Below are 19,347 nucleotides of genomic sequence, written 5' to 3' on the forward strand. Positions count from 1 at the left end.
CGCTAGGGATGTGAGAGATAGCCGCTGCCGCCGCTGGTGCCGCGGTTGTGGCTCTGGCCGCCGTTCCGGCGGAGCGGGCCGGCCAGGGCGGCGCGCAGGGCGGTGTTGAAACGGTCGGGGGCCTCCTGGTGCGGCATGTGGCCGGCCTCGGCGATCACGCCGACCGTGGCGCCGGGCGTCAGGGCGGCGCAGTTCCGGGCCACCTCCAGGGGGATCGCGGCGTCCGTCTCGCCGTGGAGGTAGTGGATCGGGGTGCGCAGCCCGGGCAGTGAGGGGCGCGGATCGTACTCGGCGGCACAGGCCTGATGGGCGTCGATGTGGACACCGGAGTCGAGGATCTGGCGGACCGTCCAGTCGATGAGGGCCGGCGCGGTACCGGGGGCGAACCATCCCGGTACCCAGTCGGCGACCGTGCCGGCCCGGTCGCGGCGCAGGGCGGCCACCAGCTCCGCCTGGGCCCGGGCGTTCGTCGCCGGCCAGTGACCCGGCGCGCCCACCGGGACGACCCCGGCGACCAGCTCGGGGTGGCGCAGGGCGAGCTCGATGGCGAAGGCGCCGCCCACGGACGAGCCGACGACCACCGGCCGGTCCAGCCCCAGCGCGCCGATCAGCGCCACCAGGTCGTCGACGACCCCGGCGATGGTGTTGCCCCGGGCGGGGTGGGCCGAGCGGCCGCAGCCCCGCCAGTCCACGGTGACCACCCGGTGGTCCCGGAGGAAGTCGGGCAGTTGGGCGCCCCAGGTCCGGCCGCTGGTGCCCCAGCCGTGCAGGAACAGCAGCGCGGGGCCGGCTCCCTCGTCCTCGTAGTGGAGCGTGGTCTCGTTGACGTCCAGGTTGGGCACGGTTCTCCTCCGGCCTCATGGGCCCCGGCGGGCCGCGTGGTGGGTGACGTCATCAGCCAAGCGTGCTGACCCGTGCCGGCCAAGGAGCAATCCGCGCCCGCACCGATCACGAACGGAGATCGACGCGGGGCAGCGCCCACGAGACCGAACGGGCGCGTTGGCGGCAGCGGGTGAGGGTGCGTCAAAGGGGCGTTGTCAGTGGCTCCGCATAGAGTGAAATCACTCGCCAGGTACCGGAGAGAAGGAGCAGAAACATGTCCGCCAACAGGATCCAGCACAAGGTGAATCACGTCGCGCTGGTCGTGGACTGTTCGGGTTCCATGCGTCCGCACCAGGACCAACTCGTGCGCGTCGTCGACGAATTCGTGGCCGGGCTGAAAGCCGAGTCGGACAGCCTCGGTCACGAGACTCGGATAGGCCTCTACTCCTTCGACCACAGGGTGGAGAATCTGGTCTGGGACATGGATGTGAAACACCTTCCGTCCATGCGCGGTTTGTACCGGGTGAACAATGGCGCCACGGCCCTCATCGAGGCCTCCCTGAAATCCCTGGACGACCTCGGACACATCTGGGAGGAGTACGGCGAGCACAGCTTCCTCCAGATCGTGGTGACGGACGGCGAGGAGAACGCGTCCGGCGGTGACCGTCGCCACGACGGCGACATGACCATCCTCGGCCCGTGGCTCGACCGGATCTCCGCGAAGATGGGCGGCCTCCCCGAGCACTGGACGTCGGCGATCCTCGTGCCGAACTCCCTGGCCAAGCGCACCGCCCAGAACTACGGCTTCCCCGCGGGCAACATCGCGATCTGGGACGCGGACTCCCAGGAGGGCGTCGAGGAGGCCATCGGCACCGTGCGCGCCGCCGCCACCAGCTTCCTGCGCGCCCGCGAGCAGGGGGTGCGCGGCACGAAGAACTTGTTCGCGGTCGGCCAGGACATATCCATCGACGAGGTGCGGGCGAATCTCGAACCGATTCCGGCGAACAAGTACCGCCTCCTGAAGGTCGACAAGGAGGTCGAGATCCGCCCCTTCGTCGATTCACACCCGGGCGTGACGTATGAACGCGGCGCGTGCTACTACCAATTGGGCGCCCGCGCCCAGGTCCAGCCGAACAAGGAAGTCATCGTCGTCGAGAAGGACACGGACCGCGCCTATACGGGAGAGGCCGCCCGCAGTCTCCTCTTCGGTACGGGAATCCAGGGAACGGTGTCCGTAAAGGCGGGAAACAACCCCAAGCTGGAGGTCTACGTCCAGAGCCGCTCGGTGAACAGGAAGCTCAAGCCGAATACGCGTCTGCTCATCATGCTCTGAATATCGCTGACGGGCCGGGGCGGCCCGACGGAATCCGACGGTGTTTGGTTTCAAATGAATGGAGCCGAGTACCGCTGGGAGTGACGGCCGCCCTTCTCCGGAGCCGGCAACGGAACCGGAACCGGAGGCGGCGTGACGAGCGAGCGATGGGAAACGGAACATGTCCATGGACGGACGGTGCGCGGTGGTGACCGGTGCGGGAAGCGGGCTGGGGCGTGCCATGGCGCGGCGCCTGGCACGCGACGGCGCTCTGGTCGTGGCCGCCGGTGACCAGGAAGAACCGCCGACAGAGACCGCGAAGCTGATCATGGACGACGGCGGCGAGGCGTACGCGGTGCGCTGCGACGTCACCCGCGAGGACGACGTGGCCGCCCTGATGCGCCGGGCCGTGGACCGGTTCGGACGCCTGGACGTACTGGTGAACAACGCCGGAATGGAGTTCGCCAAGCGGGCGGAGGACACCACGGTCGCGGAGTGGGACCGGCTGATGGACGTCAACCTCAAGGGCGTCTTCCTCTGCGCCAAGCACGCCCTGCCCGCGATGCGCGACGGGGGCGGAGGCGTCATCGTCAACGTGGCCTCCGAGCTTGCGCTGGTCGGTTCCGAGGCGGTCGCCGCCTACTCCGCCTCCAAGGCGGGCGTCCTCCAGCTGACCCGGGCCCTGGCCGTGGACCACGCCGCCGACGGCGTCCGGGTCAACACCCTCAGCCCCGGCGTGATCCTCACCGACCTCCTGCAGACGGCCCTGGACTCGACGGGCGACGCCGAGGAACGGCGCAGGCAGTTCGAGAAGCGCACCCTGCTGGGCAGGCTCGGCACCCCGGAAGAGGCAGCCGAGGCGACCCTGTTCCTGGCGTCGGACCGGTCCTCCTACATGACCGGGGCAAACCTCGTCCTCGACGGCGGCTGGACGGCCCACTGACGTGCGTCTCGGCTCTCCGGGCCGACCGGGTCCGACCGGGTCCGACTGGTTCGAGACGGCCTGGGCCCGTAGGTGGTCAGCCGCCGTGAAGGCCCCACTCGTCGAGTCCGCCGTAGATGTGCGCTTCGAGGCATCGCGCGGCGTCAAGGCCCACGGCCTCACCCCGGTATACGGCGATGAGGGAGTCCTTGCCGCGCCACCAGGAGTCGGTCACGCCCTGTACCTCGGGCACCGGCTCGAATCCGCTGAGATCCAGCGCGAGGACGGCCCTGCGCGTGACCCGCGTGACGGTCGTGGCCCAACGGCGGGCGTGGAAGGCGAGCGCCAGGGATTCCACCCACCCGTCGGGGCCGGCGTGCAGGGGCGTCCAGCGACAGCTGTCGATGCCGAACGCACCGTCGGAGCCGATCTTGAAGCTGTAGGCCATGGACACCCGACCGGCCCCTGCCGGGAACGACCAGCCCCCCGCGGGCATCTCCTCCGGTGCACCGGCGTCCAGGCTGCGGGGGCCGCCCTCGTAGAACGGGGCGGGCGGCAGGGCGAGGCCGCCCCAGCGGTCCTGGAAGGCCGCGGCCCGGTCGATCTCCGCGGCGGGGATCCCCTGCTCGATCCACGCGTCGCGGTGTCGCCGGACGCCCTTTCGGCGGATGCGGACGCCCTCCGTCTCGATGAACCGCCGGGCCCTGCGGGTGAGGCCGGCCGGCGCGACCGGGACGGGCGAAACAGGCCGGTCGGTCATCACCGCTGCCGGCCGTCACCGGCGTGCAGCACGGCCGAGGCGATCTCCCGCACGCGCTCCGGGCCGATCCCTGTGCGCTGCTCGACGGCGAGAGGGTGGTCGGTGGGCTCCAGCTCGATGAGGGGGCGCTCACCGACGGGGCGGGTGTGGAGACGCGTCTTCAGGTCGAGGGTCGTGGTCGGATACACGGGAAGCTCGGTGGTGAGCCAGCCGAAGTACGGCTTCTCGGCCTCGCGGCCGGGCCTGTCCCACAGATCCGCGGCCCGGGAGAAGTTCTCGCGGCTGAGTGAGACCCAGACGCCCCAGGAGAAGACGTCGTCGCTGCCGATGACCGGTATCTCGATCAGGCCCTTGACGAAGTAGTGCTGCGCGCGGATCACGCATTGGTCCGACGAGAGCAAGCAGTCCTCGGCGCCGGCGAAGGCCGGGTCCCATACGGCCGGGGCCTCGGCCGTATGGTTCATCGGCAGCTCAGGGTGGCGGGCCCCGCAGCACGTGCAGGTGAATCCGAGATGACCGGTCATGATGCGGAGCCTAGTGATGGGCCGCGACGTCGCTGGTCGGCCCCCCACCTGCCGGCCCGTGTGACTGAGCGCTTCTGCCCAGGGAAGCGTCCAGCGGCGTATCCGCTGACGTCTCGCTCCGCAGCCGCCGGTGCCGGCCTGGTGGCCGTCCAGGCAGGCGTCGGCGGGACGATGTCACGCAGGGACGTGGAGCGGCGGGTGTTCGAGCACGCGGGGCTTGTACTCGACCAGCTGGATGCGGCCGTCGAAGGTGCGGTGCTCGATCATTTCGAGGGCAACGTCCGGGTAGCCGTCGTAGATGCGTTCTTCGCCCGTGGCCCCGGTGATCACCGGGAACATCACGACCCGGAAGCGGTCGACGAGTCCGGCTCGTAGCAGGGACCGGCACAGGCTGATGCTGCCGATCGTGCTGAGGAGCCCCGAGCCGCTGGACTTCATGGCGCGGACCGCCTCGACGGCGTCGTCGCGGACGAGCGTGGAGTTGGCCCACGTCAGCGGCTCCGCGAGTGAGGAGGAGAACACCACCTTGGACGCCCTCGTGAGCTCGTCGACGGACGCCTCTTCTTCGGGCCTGAACTCGTCTTGGCCCTGCGGGACCTCGCCCGCGGAGAAGCCCGACATCAGGCGGTAGGTGTTCGCTCCCATCAGGTAGGTGGCCGCGGGCTGCTCGCCGAGCCATGCGAGGTACTCCGGACCCTCGAGGCCCCAGAACCCGGGCCATCCATCTCCCGACGCATGGCCGTCGAGGGAGGTGATGAAGTCGACGAGAAGTTCCGACATGGCGGTGTCCTTTCCTGGGGTGACATGAGATTGGACTCGCCGGGAGCCACAAAATCATCGCGAACGGCCGGGGCCAACCGTCACGCTCAGCCGGGCCACCCCAGGGCACTCGATTGCATAAAGCTACAGGGGAACGTATAGTCATGCCATCCAAGAGGAGGGTTCCATGAGGGTACGCGCAGCGGTGGCAGGGGCCAGTGGGTATGCGGGCGGCGAGCTGCTGCGTCTGCTGCTCGGGCACCCCGGGGTCGAGATCGGCGCCCTCACCGGCAACTCCAACGCGGGCCAGCGCCTGGGCGCGCTGCAGCCGCATCTGTTTCCGCTCGCCGACCGGATTCTGGAGCCGACGACGGGCGAGGTCCTCGCCGGACACGACGTCGTCTTCCTCGCGCTGCCCCACGGCCAGTCCGCCGCCGTCGCCGAGCAGCTCGGGCCCGACGTCCTCGTCGTCGACATGGGCGCGGACTTCCGGCTGACGGACGCCGCGGCCTGGGAGAAGTTCTACGGGAGCCCGCACGCCGGCACCTGGCCCTACGGCCTTCCCGAACTGCCGGGCGCGCGTGCCGCGCTGGCGGGGTCCAAGCGCATCGCGGTGCCCGGTTGTTACCCCACCGCCGTCTCCCTCGCGCTCTTCCCCGCGTACGCGGCGGACCTCGTCGAGGCGGAGGCGGTGATCGTCGCGGCGTCCGGCACCTCCGGCGCGGGCAAGGCGGCCAAGCCGCACCTGCTCGGCTCGGAGGTCATGGGGAACATGTCCCCGTACGGCGTCGGGGGAGTCCACCGGCACACCCCCGAGATGATCCAGAACCTCTCCGCCGCCGCGGGCACCCCCGTCACGGTCTCCTTCACGCCGACCCTGGCCCCGATGCCCCGCGGCATCCTCGCCACCTGCAGCGCGAAGACCAAGCCGGGCGTCACCGCCGGGTCCGTGCGCGATGCGTACGAGAAGGCCTTCGCCGACGAGCCGTTCGTGCGGCTCCTCCCCGAAGGGCAGTGGCCCGCCACCGCCGCCGTGTACGGCTCGAACGCCGTGCAGGTCCAGGTCGCGTACGACGAGGGGGCCGGACGCACCGTCGTGATCAGCGCCATCGACAATCTGACCAAGGGCACCGCGGGCGGCGCCCTGCAGAGCATGAACATCGCCCTGGGCCTCGACGAGGCCACCGGGCTGACTACGATCGGAGTCGCGCCGTGAGTGTGACGGCAGCCAAGGGATTCACGGCCGCGGGCATCGCCGCCGGAATCAAGGAGAACGGCAACCCGGACCTGGCCCTCGTGGTCAACACCGGGCCCCGCCTCGCCGCCGCGGGCGTGTTCACCTCCAACCGCGTCAAAGCCGCCCCCGTCCTCTGGTCGGAGCAGGTCGTCAAGGGCGGCCTCGTCTCCGCCGTCGTCCTCAACTCCGGTGGCGCCAACGCCTGTACGGGACCCAAGGGGTTCCAGGACACGCACGCCACCGCCGAGAAGGTCGCCGACGTCCTCTCCCTGAACGCCGGCGAGGTCGCCGTCGCGTCGACCGGGCTCATCGGCGTCACCCTCCCCATGGACAAGCTCCTGCCGGGCGTCGAGAAGGCCGCGAACGAACTCTCCGCGCACGGCGGCGAGAAGGCCGCCATCGCCATCAAGACCACCGACAGCGTCCACAAGACGTCCGTCGTGACCGCCGAGGGCGGCTGGACCGTCGGCGGCATGGCCAAGGGCGCCGGCATGCTCGCCCCCGGCCTCGCCACCATGCTCGTCGTACTCACCACGGACGCCGACGTCGAGGCCGACGTCCTGGACCGGGCGCTCCGTGACGCCACCCGGCTCACGTTCGACCGGGTCGACTCCGACGGCTGCATGTCCACCAACGACACCGTGCTGCTGCTCGCCTCCGGCGCCGCCGGCATCACCCCGGAGTACGCCGAGTTCGCCGCCGCCGTCCGCGAGCTCTGCGACGACCTCGGCCGCCAGCTCATCGGCGACGCCGAGGGCGCGAGCAAGGACATCAAGGTCGAGGTGGTCAACGCGGCGAGCGAGGCCGACGCCGTCGAGGTCGGCCGGTCCATCGCCCGCAACAACCTCCTCAAGTGCGCCCTGCACGGCGAGGACCCCAACTGGGGCCGGGTGCTCTCCGCCATCGGCACGACCTCCGCCGCCTTCGAACCGGACCGCCTGAACGTCGCCATCAACGGCGTCTGGGTCTGCAGGAACGGCTCGGTCGGCGAGGACCGCGAGCTGGTCGACATGCGCTACCGCGAGGTCGTCATCACCGCCGACCTCGCCGCAGGCGAGGAGACCGCGACGATCTGGACCAACGACCTCACCGCCGACTACGTCCACGAGAACAGCGCGTACAGCTCATGACCAAGGACGTGAGCGGCCACCCCACCGCCCGCAGGCACACCGCGCTCCCCAAGGCACAGATCCTCATCGAGGCGCTGCCCTGGCTGACCCGGCACCGCGGCAAGACCGTCGTCATCAAGTTCGGCGGCAACGCCATGGTCGACGACGAGCTGAAGGCCGCCTTCGCCCAGGACGTCGTCTTCCTGCACCACGCGGGCCTCAAGCCCGTCGTCGTGCACGGCGGCGGCCCGCAGATCAGCAGGGCGCTCGACCGGCACGGCATCGTCAGCGAGTTCAAGGCGGGCCTGCGCGTCACCACCGAGGACGCCATGGACGTCGTACGCATGGTGCTCGCCGGACAGGTGCAGCGCGAGCTCGTCGGCCTGCTCAACCGGCACGGCCCGCTCGCCGTCGGCCTGACCGGCGAGGACGCGCACACCATCACCGCCACCAAGCACCAGCCCCGCATCGAGGGCGAGCTGGTCGACATCGGCCGCGTCGGCGAGATCACCGAGATCGACACCGGCGCCATCGAGGCGCTGCTCGCCGACGGCCGCATCCCGGTCGTCTCCTCGATCGCCCGTTCCCAGGACGACCACCATGTCTACAACGTCAATGCTGATACGGCGGCTGCGGCACTCGCTGCGGCGCTTGATGCCGAGACCCTGATGGTCCTCACCGACGTCGAGGGCCTCTACGAGGACTGGCCCCACTCCGACGAGGTCATCAGCAGGCTCACCGCGCGGGAGCTGGAGAAACTCCTGCCCGAGCTGGCGAGCGGCATGGTCCCGAAGATGGAGGGCTGTCTGCACGCCGTGCGCAACGGCGTCGAGACGGCCCGCGTGATCGACGGCCGCGTCCAGCACTCGATCCTGCTCGAGATCTTCACCGACGAAGGCATCGGCACGATGGTCGTCCCCGACCACGCCACCCACACCACCGACACGGAGGGGGACTCATGAGCAACCAGGAGCTGACCACGCGCTGGCAGGGCGCACTCATGGACAACTACGGCACACCCAGGCTGCCCCTCGTGCGCGGCGCGGGCACCAAGCTGTGGGACGCCGACGGCAAGGAGTACCTCGACTTCGTCGGCGGCATCGCCGTCAACGCGCTCGGCCACGCCCACCCCGCGATCGTCGAGGCCGTGAGCGCCCAGATCGGCGCCCTCGGCCACGTCTCGAACCTTTTCATCGCCGAGCCGCCCGTCGCGCTCGCCGAGAAGCTGCTCCAGCTCTTCGGACGCGAGGGCCGGGTGTACTTCTGCAACTCCGGCGCAGAGGCCAACGAATGCGCGTTCAAGCTCGGCCGGCTGACCGGCCGGCCGCACATGGTCGCCACCCGGGGCGGCTTCCACGGCCGGACCATGGGCTCGCTCGCCCTCACCGGCCAGCCCGGCAAGCAGGAGCCGTTCCTGCCGCTGCCCGGCGACGTCACGCACGTCCCGTACGGCGACGTCGAGGCCCTGCGCGCGGCCGTCACCACCGAGACCGCCTTCGTGATCATCGAGCCGATCCAGGGTGAGAACGGCGTCGTCGTGCCGCCTGCGGGCTACCTCGAGGCGGCCCGTGAGATCACCCGCGCCACCGGGACGCTCCTCGTCCTCGACGAGGTGCAGACCGGGATCGGTCGCACCGGGCACTGGTTCGAGTACCTCGCCCACGACGGCGTGGAGCCGGACGTCGTCACGCTCGCGAAGGGTCTGGGCGGCGGGCTTCCGCTCGGCGCGACCGTCGCGTTCGGCGCCGCCGCCGACCTCCTGAAGCCCGGTCACCACGGCACGACGTTCGGAGGGAACCCCGTCGCGTGCGCCGCGGGCCGCGCGGTCATCGACACCATCGAGGCCGAGGGGCTCCTGGAGAACACCAAGCGGGCGGGCGAGAAGCTGCGCGAAGGAATCGAGTCACTGGGACACCCTCTCGTCGGGCATGTAAGGGGCTCGGGCCTCCTGCTGGGTATCGTGCTCACCGAGCCGCTCGCGCCACGGGCGCAGCAGGCGGCTCAGGACGCCGGCTTCCTGGTGAACGCGCCCGCCCCCGATGTCGTACGGCTGATGCCGCCGCTGAACGTGCGCGACGACGAGGTGGAGGCGTTCCTCCGGGCGCTGCCCGGCGTACTGGACAAGGCCGCACGGGCCGACGGGGACGGACGATCCGGAGAATGAGACGACGATGAGCCAGGCGCAAGGCAACGAGCACGGCGACCACGCGGGTCCCGCCGTGCCGCAGACCCGCACCGCACGCCACCGCCGGATCGTGGACATCCTGAACCGGCAGCCGGTGCGCTCCCAGAGCCAGCTGGCGAAGCTGCTCGCCGACGACGGTCTGACCGTCACTCAGGCGACGCTCTCCCGCGACCTCGACGAGCTGAACGCGGTGAAGATCCGCAACGCCGAGGGCGACCTCATCTACGCGGTGCCGAGCGAGGGCGGATTCCGCACCCCGCGCGCGCCGCTGGGGGAGTCGGCCAAGGAGGAGCGGATGCGGCGTCTCTCCGCGGAGCTGCTGATCTCCGCGGAGGCCTCGGCCAACCTCGTCGTCCTGCGGACCCCGCCGGGCGCCGCACAGTTCCTCGCCTCCGCCATCGACCAGGCCGAACTCCACGACATCCTCGGCACGATCGCGGGCGACGACACGCTGATGCTGATCAGCAGGGAGCCGACGGGGGGACAGGCCCTGGCGGACCATCTGCTGCGGCTGGCGTCCAACGAGCACTAGGCCCGATCCGGTCGGCCGGAGTCACCCTTACCTCCGGCACGCCCCACGCCCTACGGTGCACCGCATGAGTGGACGACGCAGGCGTTGCCCGCCGCTTGCCGCCCTCGCCTGCGGTGCCGCGCTGCTGACGGTCGCCGCGTGCGGGAGTGACGTCGGCGTGCCGGCCGCCGGTGCTGCCGGGCCCTCCTCATCCGGAGGTGAGGGGGGCCGGTTCGTGGTGTGCTTCGGGGACTCCGCCGACTTCGAGGGCACGCGGTCGCCCGCCGCGACGGGCTGCCCCGAGGAGAAGCCGCCCACGGCGTCCCCCACGCCGACCGTCACCATGACGCCGCGCTTCCGGGAAGGCAGGGGCTGGACAGGGCCGACCTGCTCTGAGGGCGCCTCGTCCCCTCATGCGGTGCACCGTAGGGCGTGGGGGCACCAGGGAACCGTGCCGGGTCACACCCTCGCTGTCCCGGGGCCCCGGATGACTCAGCCGGATCCCTCACCGCGCCCGGGGGCCTCACCGTCCCGCGCCCGATGCGACATCCACGCCGCCACCAGCGCCCCCGACACGTTGTGCCACACGGAGAACACCGCCGAGGGCAGCGCCGCGAGGGGGCTGAAGTGGGCCGCGGCGAGGGAGGCCGCGAGGCCCGAGTTCTGCATGCCGACCTCGAAGGCCATGGCGCGGGACGCGGGCCGGCCGAGCCGGGCCACCTTGCCCGCGCCGTAACCGAGCGCGAGACCGAGGCCGTTGTGCAGGAACACCGCGAGGAAGACCAGGGCCGCCGCCGACTTGATGGCCGCCGCGCTGCCCGCGACGACGATCGCCACGATGGCGGCGACGGTCAGCGCCGAAAGCCACGGCAGGGCGCCGAGCACCCGGTCGACGTACCGTCCGAAGAGCAGCCGCACGGCGAGGCCCGCGAGGACCGGCAGGAGCACGGTCTTCAGGATGTCCGTGACCATCGAGCCCGCGTCGACGGGCAGGTACTCGCCCGCGAGCAGCAGCGTCAGCGGGGGCGTGACCAGCGGCGCGAGGACGGTCGAGACGGTGGCGACCGAGACGGACAGCGCCACGTCGCCGCGGGCCAGATAGGTCACGACGTTGGACGCGGTGCCGCTCGGCGCGCAGCCCACCAGGATCACCCCGGCCGCCAGCTGCGGTGACAGGCCGAGCGCGTGGGCGATCAGCCAGCCGAGCCCCGGCATGATCACGTAGTGCGCGACGAGGCCGAGCGCGACCGCCCAGGGCCGCTTGATGACGCCCTGGAAGTCGACCGGGGTCATGGTCAGCCCCATGCAGAACATCACGACACCCAGCAGGTACGGGACGTTCGTGCCCCAGCCCTTGAAGGCGTCCGGCAGGGCGAGGCCGAGCGCGCCGGCGGCCAGGACGAGCACGGGGAAGACGGTGACGGCACGACGGGCGGCCCGGTCGGCGCCACCCGTCCCGGTCGTCCCGCTGGTCGTCCCACCACTCGCGCCGGTCGTCCCGCTGGTCTTCTCTTCGGATCGCACGGCGTGATGCAACGCCCCGGCCGGGCGCGCGTGCAACCCCGTCTCGGTATGTGGTCGTTACACGGAAGCGTCCGGGGATCGTGCCGGGGTGACGGCCGGCGGCAGCGGCAGGGGGAGCCCAGGGAGGCCGTCGATGCTCTGCGCGATGTGGTCCTTCTTCGCGAAGTACGCGCCGAGCGAGGCGTCGTCCTCGCGGGCGAAGCGCTTGGCGTGCAGGTCACGGTCCTCGTCGTACGTCATGAAGGGCACCGCGTACCCGCAGGTGTCGCGGATCAGCTCGGCCGTCACGACGATGACGGCGCGCAGGCCGTGCGGCGTCGGGTCGATGCCGGGGAAGTGGCGGAGGAGTTCCGCGAACCGCGGGTCGTCGCGGAAGACGGGCTCGCCGCGGCCGTGTACGCGCACGATGTTGGGCGGCCCCTGGAAGGCGCACCACATGAGCGTGATGCGGCCGTTCTCCCGCAGGTGCGCGACGGTCTCGGCGTTGCTCCCCGCGAAGTCCAGGTAGGCGACGGTGAGTTCGTCGATGACCGCGAAGGAGCCCTTGAGGCCCTTGGGGGAGAGGTTGATCGTGCCGTCGTCGGCCAGGGGCGCGGTCGCCGTGAAGAACATCGGCTGCCCCTCGATGAAGGTGCGGAGCCTGCCGTCGATGCGTTCGTGAGTCTTCCCCATGCCCGGGATTATCGACCAAGATTCTTTCCCTGTCTAATTACTTTGGCGAACTGTTATGCCCGCCCGGCTGCCTCTGTCCGGCCCCCGGTCGCCATCTCCGGGCCTTGATTGACGAAACATACGGTGGAGTGCATACTCATGCATCACAGCGCATGAACTTCCGAGGAGGAGGTCCCCGTGACCGAGCGCGTCGTACTCGCCTACTCGGGCGGCCTGGACACCTCCGTCGCCATCGGCTGGATCGCCGAGGAGACGGGCGCCGAGGTCATCGCCGTCGCCGTCGACGTCGGCCAGGGCGGCGAGGACCTGGACGTCATCCGCAAGCGCGCCCTCGCCTGCGGCGCCGTGGAGGCCGAGGTCGCCGACGCCAGGGACGAGTTCGCCGAGGAGTACTGCCTTCCGGCGATCAAGGCCAACGCCCTCTACATGGACCGCTATCCGCTGGTCTCCGCCCTCTCCCGGCCCGCCATCGTCAAGCACCTGGTCGCCGCGGCCGAGAAGCACGGCGCAGGCACGGTCGCCCACGGCTGCACCGGCAAGGGCAACGACCAGGTGCGGTTCGAGGCGGGCATCGCCGCCCTCGGCCCCGGCCTGAAGTGCATCGCCCCCGTCCGCGACTACGCGATGACGCGGGACCGGGCGATCGCCTTCTGCGAGGAGAAGGGCCTCCCGATCGCCACCACCAGGAAGTCCCCGTACTCCATCGACCAGAACGTCTTCGGACGCGCCGTCGAGACGGGCTTTCTGGAGGACATCTGGAACGCCCCGATCGAGGACATCTACGAGTACACCGCCGACCCCGCGCGGCCCCGGGAGGCCGACGAGGTCGTCATCTCCTTCGAGGAGGGCGTGCCGGTCGCCCTGGACGGCGTCCCCGTCACCGCCCTCCAGGCGATCCAGCGGCTCAACGAACGCGCGGGCGCCCAGGGCGTCGGCCGGATCGACATGGTCGAGGACCGCCTCGTCGGCATCAAGTCCCGCGAGGTGTACGAGGCGCCGGGCGCCATCGCCCTGATCACCGCCCACCAGGAGCTGGAGAGCGTCACCGTCGAGCGCGAACTGGCCCGCTACAAGCGGCAGGTCGAACAGCGCTGGGGCGAGCTGGTCTACGACGGCCTGTGGTTCTCCCCGCTCAAGCGCGCCCTCGACGGCTTCATCGACGAGGCCAACCGGCACGTCACCGGGGAGATCCGGATGACCCTGCACGGGGGGCGCGCCGTCGTCACCGGCCGCAGGTCCGGCTCTTCCCTCTACGATTTCAACCTCGCCACCTACGACTCGGGCGACACGTTCGACCAGTCGAAGGCGCAGGGCTTCATCGAGATCTTCGGCCTCTCGTCGAAGATCGCCGCCAAGCGGGACCTCGCGTAGCCGCGCGGCCCGCCGTACCAGCAACAGCCTTGAGGAGCACGTGAAGTGAGCAGCAACAACGGCGGTGACGTCCGGCTCTGGGGCGGACGTTTCGCGGACGGGCCCGCGGAGGCCCTCGCCAAGCTGTCGGCCTCGGTCCACTTCGACTGGCGTCTCGCGCCGTACGACATCGCGGGCTCCCGCGCCCACGCGCGCGTGCTCCACAAGGCCGGCCTGCTCACCGCGGACGAGCTGACCGCCATGCTCGGCGGGCTCGACCGCCTGGAGGCCGACGTGGCCGACGGCTCCTTCGTCGGCACCATCGCCGACGAGGACGTGCACACCGCCCTGGAGCGCGGTCTCCTTGAGCGGCTCGGCCCCGACCTCGGCGGCAAGCTGCGGGCCGGCCGGTCCCGCAACGACCAGGTGGCGACGCTCTTCCGGATGTACCTGCGCGACCACGCCCGGATCATCGGCGGGCTGCTCGCCGACCTCCAGGGCGCGCTCGTCGGCCTCGCCGAGGCCCACCCCGACGTCGCCATGCCGGGCCGCACGCATCTCCAGCACGCCCAGCCGGTCCTCTTCGCCCACCACGTCCTCGCCCACGTCCAGTCGCTCTCCCGGGACGCGGAGCGCCTGCGGCAGTGGGACGCCCGGACGGCCGTCTCGCCGTACGGCTCCGGCGCGCTGGCCGGTTCGTCGCTCGGCCTCGACCCGGAGGCGGTCGCGAAGGACCTCGGCTTCGAGCACGGCTCGTCCGCCAACTCCATCGACGGCACGGCCTCGCGGGACTTCGTCGCCGAGTTCGCCTTCATCACCGCGATGATCGGTGTGAACCTCTCCCGGATCGCCGAGGAGGTCATCATCTGGAACACGAAGGAGTTCTCCTTCGTCACCCTCCACGACGCCTTCTCCACCGGCTCGTCGATCATGCCGCAGAAGAAGAACCCGGACATCGCCGAGCTGGCGCGCGGCAAGTCGGGCCGCCTCATCGGCAATCTGACGGGCCTGCTCGCGACGTTGAAGGCGCTGCCCCTGGCGTACAACCGCGACCTCCAGGAGGACAAGGAGCCCGTCTTCGACTCCTGCGACCAGCTGGAGATCCTGCTCCCCGCCTTCATCGGCATGATGGCGACGCTCACCGTGCACCGCGAGCGGATGGCGGAGCTGGCCCCCGCGGGCTTCTCGCTCGCCACCGACATCGCCGAGTGGCTGGTGAAGCAGGGCGTGCCGTTCCGCGTGGCGCACGAGGTCGCGGGCGAGTGCGTCAAGGAGTGCGAGGCGCACGGCATCGAGCTCGACCAGCTCACGGACGAGCAGTTCGCCAAGATCTCCGAGCACCTCACGCCCGAGGTGCGCACCGTCCTGAACGTGCCGGGCGCGCTGGCCTCCCGCGACGGCCGCGGCGGCACCGCGCCCTCGGCCGTCGCCGTCCAGCTCGCCGAGGTCAAGGCCGATCTGACGGTACAGCGGGAGTGGGCGGGCGCGCGCGGCTGACGGGTCATGGCCCACAGGTGAGAAAAGGGCGTCGCGGGTTACGTTGTCGAGAGACATCCGTACGACGAGGAGCCGAGGAGCCCGCGATGCCCTTCGCCCGGCTGGCCGCAGCCACGACCCCGACCGCGCACCTGGGCCTCGGCCTCGCCGCCGTCGGCAGGCCCGGTTACATCACGCTGGGCCGCGAGAGCGATCTGCCGCCGACCCGCAGCGTCGAGGCCCTGCGCGAGCGCGCCCACGAACTCCTCGACGCCGCCTACGCGTCGGGGGTCCGCTACTTCGACGTGGCCCGCTCGTACGGGCGTTCCGAGGAGTTCCTCGGCGACTGGCTGCGCGTGAGGCCCGACGTCCGGGACGTCGTCATCGGCAGCAAGTGGGGCTACACCTACACGGCGGAGTGGCGCACCGACGCCGAGGGCCCGCACGAGGTGAAGGACCACAGCGTCGCCGCGTACGACCGCCAGCGCGCCGAGACCGCGGAACTCCTCGGCGACCGGCTCGACCTCTACCAGATCCACTCCGTGACGCCCGAGAGCCCGGCGCTCACCGACAAGGAGCTGCACGGCCGGCTGGCCGCGCTCGCCGCCGATGGCGTCACCGTCGGGCTCTCCGTGAGCGGCCCCGAGCAGGCGTCCGCGATCCGCTCCGCGCTCGCCGTGACCGTCGACGGCGAGCCGCTCTTCCGCACCGTCCAGGCCACGTACAACCTCCTGGAGACCTCGGCGGGGCCCGCGCTCGCCGAGGCCCACGACGCCGGGCTCACCGTGATCGTCAAGGAGGGACTGGCCAACGGCAGGCTCGCCGGCCCGTACGCGCCGCCGGTGCTCCGCGAGGTCGCCGAGGAGACGGGGCTCGGCTGCGACGCGGTGGCGCTCGCCGCCGTCCTGGGCGAGCCGTGGGCGGGCGTGGTCCTGTCCGGCGCGGCCACCTCGGTCCAGCTCGTCTCCAACCTGCACGCCGCCGCCGTCGACCTGGACGCCGGGCAGCTGGAGCGGCTCGTGGGGCTCGCGCAGGACCCGGCCGCGTACTGGGAGGGCCGGGCGCGGCTGCCCTGGAACTGACGGGCGCGCGGCACCCGGCCGCCCCATCACGGACGATCACTCTCGATGAGACATTTCTGTCTCATGCGGCTTATGGTTGTTTCATGTCAGTCGATCGCGACCAGGTCCTGCGCAGCGCCGCGGCCCTCCTCACCCGTAAGGCCACCTCCACCATGGACGAGGTGGCCCGCGCCGCGGGCATCAGCAGGGCGACCCTCCACCGCCACTTCGCCGGCCGCGACGCGCTCGTACGCGCCCTGGAGGAGCTCGGCCTCCAGGAGTGCGAGGCCGCGCTCGACCGGGCCGGGCTCGACGAGGGCGCCGTGAGCGACGCGCTGCGGCGCCTGGTGCGGGAGATCGAGCCGGCCGCCGGCCTCCTCGCGTTCCTGTACACCGAGAACCAGCTCTTCGAGGGCGACACCCAGAACGAGGGCTGGTCCCGCATCGACGCCCGGCTCGCCGCGCTCTTCCGGCGCGGCCAGGAGAGCGGCGAACTCCGCATCGACCTCACCCCAGGCTGGCTGACCGAGGCGTTCTACGGCCTCATCGGCTCCGGCGCGTGGGCCGTGCAGGACGGCCGGGTGGCCGCCAACGACTTCTCGTACATGATCGCCGAGCTGCTGATCGGCGGCGCACAGCGGAGAGTGGACTCATGACCAGCACCCACCGGCAGACCGCGGGGACCGAGGTGGAGCGCAGCCCCGGCCGCTGGCTCGCCCTCGCCGTGCTCGCCCTGGCCGTGCTCCTCGTCGCCGTCGACGCGACCGTGCTCGGCCTCGCGACGCCGTACATCAGCGAGGACCTCAAGCCGTCCGGCACCCAGCTGCTCTGGATCGGCGACGTCTACTCCTTCGTCATCGCCGGCCTGCTCGTCTCCATGGGCAGCCTCGGCGACCGCATCGGACGCAAGAAACTGCTGCTCACCGGAGCCGTCGCCTTCGGCGCGGTCTCGGTCCTCAACTCCTACGCCACCAGCCCCGAGCTGATGATCCTGGCCCGCGCGCTGCTCGGAGTCGCGGGCGCGACCCTGATGCCGTCGACGCTGGCGCTGATCCGGAACATCTTCCACGACCCGCGCGAGCGCAGCCTCGCGGTCGGCATCTGGGGCGCCATGGCCTCCGCGGGCGCGGCCGTCGGGCCCGTCGTCGGCGGCTTCCTGCTCGAACACTTCTGGTGGGGCTCGGTCTTCCTCATCAACCTGCCGGTGATGGCCGTGCTCGTCCTGGTCGGCATCAAGTTCCTGCCCGAGTCCAAGAACCCGGCACCCGGCCCCTGGGACCTGCTCAGCGTCGTGCTCTCCCTCATCGGCATGATCGCCGTCGTGTACGCCGTCAAGGAGGCGGCCGCGCACGGAGTGCGCTGGGACGTCGTGGCCGGCGCCGTCGTGGGCGTCGCCGCGCTCACCTGGTTCGTACGCCGCCAACTGACGCTCGCCGCACCGCTCCTGGACATGCGGCTGTTCCGCAACCGCGGCTTCTCCGGCGCGGTCCTCGCCGACCTGCTGACCGTCCTCGGCCTCTCCGGGCTTGTCTTCTTCCTCTCACAGTTCCTGCAACTGGTGCAGGGCAGGCGCCCCTTCGAGGCGGGCCTCGCCGAACTCCCGGCGGCGGTCGGCGCGGTGGGCGCGGGGCTGATCGCGGGCGTGGTGGCGCGGCGGTTCTCGGTACGGATCGTGGTGGCGGGCGGCCTCGCGGCGGTCGGCGTCTCCCTCGCCGCGCTCACGGCGCTGAGCCAGCACACGGGGTACCCGCTGCTCGGCGCGGCGCTCCTGGTCGTCGGCATCGGCGCGGGCTTCTCCTTCACCGTGACCGCCGACGTCATCCTCTCCAGCGTCCCCAAGGAACAGGCGGGCGCGGCCTCCGCGGTCTCCGAGACGGCGTACGAACTGGGCGCGGCGCTCGGCATCGCCCTGCTCGGCTCCATCGTCACCGGCGTCTACCGCGACTTCACGGCCCCACCGGGCACGCCGGCCGACGTGGCGGCCGCGGCGCACGAATCGCTGGGCGGCGCGGTGGAGTCGACGGCGGACCTGCCGGCCGGCCAGGCGGACATCCTGCTCTCCTCGGCCCAGACCGCCTTCGTGGACGGCCTGCGCCTGGCGGCGGGCGTCGGCGCGGCGGTCCTCCTCGCGACGGCGGCCGCGGCGTGGTTCCTCCTGAAGGGCCAAAAACTGGAGGAAGGCACGCCGGCAACCCACTGACCACACACCTTGGCGCCCCTAAGGGGCGCACCCCGCACCGGCGCCGGGTGCGCCCCTTAGGGGCGCGGGGAACTGCGCGACCAGCCACACGCGACCCGCAGAGGACAGCCAAGCCCGGTGGCAGAACCCAGAACGCCCGCCCCGGCACCGGGAGAGACTCCCGCACCGGTGCGGGCGCACCGAGACTCCGCTCAAGCCCCGCAGGGCTACGCCGCTTTGGCCTTGGTCGCGTACATGTCCACGTACTCCTGCCCCGACAGCAGCATGACCTCCGTCATCACGGAGTCCGTCACCGCCCGCAGCACATACCGGTCACGGTCCATGCCGTCGTACCGGGAGAACTCCATCGCCTCGCCGAAGCGGACCGTCACCTTGCCGGGACGCGGCAGACCCTTGCCGCCCGGCTGGAGCTTGTCCGTGCCGATCATCGCGAAGGGGACGACGGGCGCGCCGGTCATCAGCGTCAGCCGGGCGATGCCGGTACGGCCCCGGTACAGCCGCCCGTCGGGCGACCGCGTGCCCTCGGGGTAGATGCCGAAGACCTTGCCGTCGTCGAGAATGCGCCGCCCGGTCATCAGCGCGGCGACGCCACCGCGTCCGCCGTCGCGGTCCACCGGGATCATGCCGACGCCGGTGAAGAACCACGCCATGAGGCGGCCCTTGAGCCCCTTGCCGGTGACGTACTCGTCCTTGCCGATGAAGAACACCGGGCGGTTGGTCACCAGCGGCAGGATCATCGAGTCGATGAACGTCAGGTGGTTTCCGGCCAGGATGACGGGTCCGGTCCCCGGGATGTTCTCGGCACCTTCTACCCGTGGGCGGAACATCAGGCGCAAGAACGGTCCGAGCACTGCCTTGATGAGCGCTAGACGGGACAACAGGCCCTCCGGTGTCAACGGGTCGACGACGAGTAAGTGCAGGTG

The 19,347-nt window shown here is 71.2% G+C and carries 19 protein-coding genes; 12 read left to right on the top strand and 7 right to left on the bottom strand.

All coding sequences use genetic code 11. The features are described 5' to 3' along the window. Positions 1-2: 2 nt before the first annotated feature. Positions 3-842, bottom strand: a complete 840-nt coding sequence (locus ACZ7DY_RS29405; RefSeq protein WP_471140411.1) for an alpha/beta fold hydrolase — start codon at positions 840-842, stop codon at positions 3-5. A 254-nt stretch (positions 843-1,096) separates the two neighbouring features. Between ACZ7DY_RS29405 and ACZ7DY_RS29410 the strand changes: the two genes are divergently transcribed. Further along, positions 1,097-2,155 (top strand): vWA domain-containing protein, encoded by a 1,059-nt coding sequence (locus ACZ7DY_RS29410; RefSeq protein WP_471140414.1) that lies wholly within the window; start codon positions 1,097-1,099, stop codon positions 2,153-2,155. A 166-nt stretch (positions 2,156-2,321) separates the two neighbouring features. Next, entirely contained in the window at positions 2,322-3,077 is a 756-nt protein-coding gene (locus ACZ7DY_RS29415) for an SDR family NAD(P)-dependent oxidoreductase (RefSeq protein ID WP_471140416.1), read from the top strand. A gap of 76 nt (positions 3,078-3,153) precedes the next feature. On the opposite strand, the gene ACZ7DY_RS29420 is transcribed toward ACZ7DY_RS29415, so the two are convergent. From ACZ7DY_RS29420 to ACZ7DY_RS29430, 3 genes are all read right to left on the bottom strand, one after another. Continuing rightward, positions 3,154-3,816: a hypothetical protein gene (locus tag ACZ7DY_RS29420; RefSeq protein WP_471140417.1), complete on the bottom strand. Its 663-nt coding sequence runs from the start codon at positions 3,814-3,816 to the stop codon at positions 3,154-3,156. Beyond that, positions 3,816-4,280 carry a DUF2199 domain-containing protein gene (locus tag ACZ7DY_RS29425; RefSeq protein WP_471140900.1) on the bottom strand — a complete coding sequence of 155 codons (465 nt, stop codon included), beginning with the start codon at positions 4,278-4,280 and terminating at the stop codon, positions 3,816-3,818. The genes ACZ7DY_RS29420 and ACZ7DY_RS29425 overlap by 1 nt, the downstream gene beginning before the upstream one ends. Before the next feature lie 234 nt (positions 4,281-4,514). After that, a complete protein-coding gene (locus tag ACZ7DY_RS29430; RefSeq protein WP_471140420.1) occupies positions 4,515-5,120 on the bottom strand; it encodes a dihydrofolate reductase family protein in 606 nt (201 codons plus the stop codon). A gap of 166 nt (positions 5,121-5,286) precedes the next feature. Between ACZ7DY_RS29430 and argC the strand changes: the two genes are divergently transcribed. Genes argC through ACZ7DY_RS29455 form a run of 5 tightly spaced genes read left to right on the top strand, consistent with a single transcriptional unit; the run spans position 5,287 to position 10,162 of the window. Continuing rightward, positions 5,287-6,315 (top strand): N-acetyl-gamma-glutamyl-phosphate reductase, encoded by a 1,029-nt coding sequence (argC, locus tag ACZ7DY_RS29435; RefSeq protein WP_471140422.1) that lies wholly within the window; start codon positions 5,287-5,289, stop codon positions 6,313-6,315. Continuing rightward, positions 6,312-7,466, top strand: coding sequence for a bifunctional glutamate N-acetyltransferase/amino-acid acetyltransferase ArgJ (argJ, locus tag ACZ7DY_RS29440; RefSeq protein ID WP_471140424.1), 1,155 nt, complete (start codon positions 6,312-6,314; stop codon positions 7,464-7,466). The genes argC and argJ overlap by 4 nt, the downstream gene beginning before the upstream one ends. Further along, positions 7,463-8,407 (top strand): acetylglutamate kinase, encoded by a 945-nt coding sequence (gene argB, locus ACZ7DY_RS29445; RefSeq protein ID WP_471140427.1) that lies wholly within the window; start codon positions 7,463-7,465, stop codon positions 8,405-8,407. The genes argJ and argB overlap by 4 nt, the downstream gene beginning before the upstream one ends. Further along, a complete protein-coding gene (locus ACZ7DY_RS29450; RefSeq protein ID WP_471140429.1) occupies positions 8,404-9,609 on the top strand; it encodes an acetylornithine transaminase in 1,206 nt (401 codons plus the stop codon). The genes argB and ACZ7DY_RS29450 overlap by 4 nt, the downstream gene beginning before the upstream one ends. A gap of 7 nt (positions 9,610-9,616) precedes the next feature. Further along, positions 9,617-10,162, top strand: a complete 546-nt coding sequence (locus ACZ7DY_RS29455; protein WP_361726545.1) for an arginine repressor — start codon at positions 9,617-9,619, stop codon at positions 10,160-10,162. A 471-nt stretch (positions 10,163-10,633) separates the two neighbouring features. On the opposite strand, the gene ACZ7DY_RS29460 is transcribed toward ACZ7DY_RS29455, so the two are convergent. Together ACZ7DY_RS29460 and ACZ7DY_RS29465 are read right to left on the bottom strand one after the other, a co-directional pair. After that, positions 10,634-11,665 (bottom strand): bile acid:sodium symporter family protein, encoded by a 1,032-nt coding sequence (locus ACZ7DY_RS29460; protein WP_471140430.1) that lies wholly within the window; start codon positions 11,663-11,665, stop codon positions 10,634-10,636. A gap of 57 nt (positions 11,666-11,722) precedes the next feature. Continuing rightward, the gene (locus ACZ7DY_RS29465) at positions 11,723-12,337 is read right to left on the bottom strand and encodes a pyridoxamine 5'-phosphate oxidase family protein (protein ID WP_471140432.1); all 615 of its coding nucleotides are present in this window, start codon (positions 12,335-12,337) and stop codon (positions 11,723-11,725) included. Between the two features lie 177 nt (positions 12,338-12,514). Here ACZ7DY_RS29465 and ACZ7DY_RS29470 point away from each other — a divergent pair, with 177 nt between their 5' ends. The 5 genes from ACZ7DY_RS29470 (at position 12,515) to ACZ7DY_RS29490 (ending at position 18,424) form a co-directional block, all read left to right on the top strand. Then, positions 12,515-13,708: an argininosuccinate synthase gene (locus ACZ7DY_RS29470; RefSeq protein ID WP_471140435.1), complete on the top strand. Its 1,194-nt coding sequence runs from the start codon at positions 12,515-12,517 to the stop codon at positions 13,706-13,708. Between the two features lie 45 nt (positions 13,709-13,753). Further along, positions 13,754-15,184 carry an argininosuccinate lyase gene (argH, locus tag ACZ7DY_RS29475; RefSeq protein WP_471140438.1) on the top strand — a complete coding sequence of 477 codons (1,431 nt, stop codon included), beginning with the start codon at positions 13,754-13,756 and terminating at the stop codon, positions 15,182-15,184. A gap of 86 nt (positions 15,185-15,270) precedes the next feature. Next, entirely contained in the window at positions 15,271-16,245 is a 975-nt protein-coding gene (locus tag ACZ7DY_RS29480) for an aldo/keto reductase (protein WP_471140440.1), read from the top strand. Between the two features lie 83 nt (positions 16,246-16,328). Beyond that, complete coding sequence (locus ACZ7DY_RS29485) at positions 16,329-16,880, top strand: TetR/AcrR family transcriptional regulator (RefSeq protein ID WP_471140442.1); 552 nt, start codon at positions 16,329-16,331, stop codon at positions 16,878-16,880. Beyond that, positions 16,877-18,424, top strand: a complete 1,548-nt coding sequence (locus tag ACZ7DY_RS29490; RefSeq protein ID WP_471140444.1) for an MFS transporter — start codon at positions 16,877-16,879, stop codon at positions 18,422-18,424. The genes ACZ7DY_RS29485 and ACZ7DY_RS29490 overlap by 4 nt, the downstream gene beginning before the upstream one ends. 206 nt (positions 18,425-18,630) lie before the next feature. Here the strand turns inward: ACZ7DY_RS29490 and ACZ7DY_RS29495 are convergent, their stop codons facing one another. Then, the gene (locus ACZ7DY_RS29495; protein WP_223828252.1) at positions 18,631-19,251 is read right to left on the bottom strand and encodes a lysophospholipid acyltransferase family protein; all 621 of its coding nucleotides are present in this window, start codon (positions 19,249-19,251) and stop codon (positions 18,631-18,633) included. Positions 19,252-19,347: the final 96 nt, after the last annotated feature.

The sequence above is a fragment of the Streptomyces sp. NPDC037013 genome (assembly GCF_055607265.1).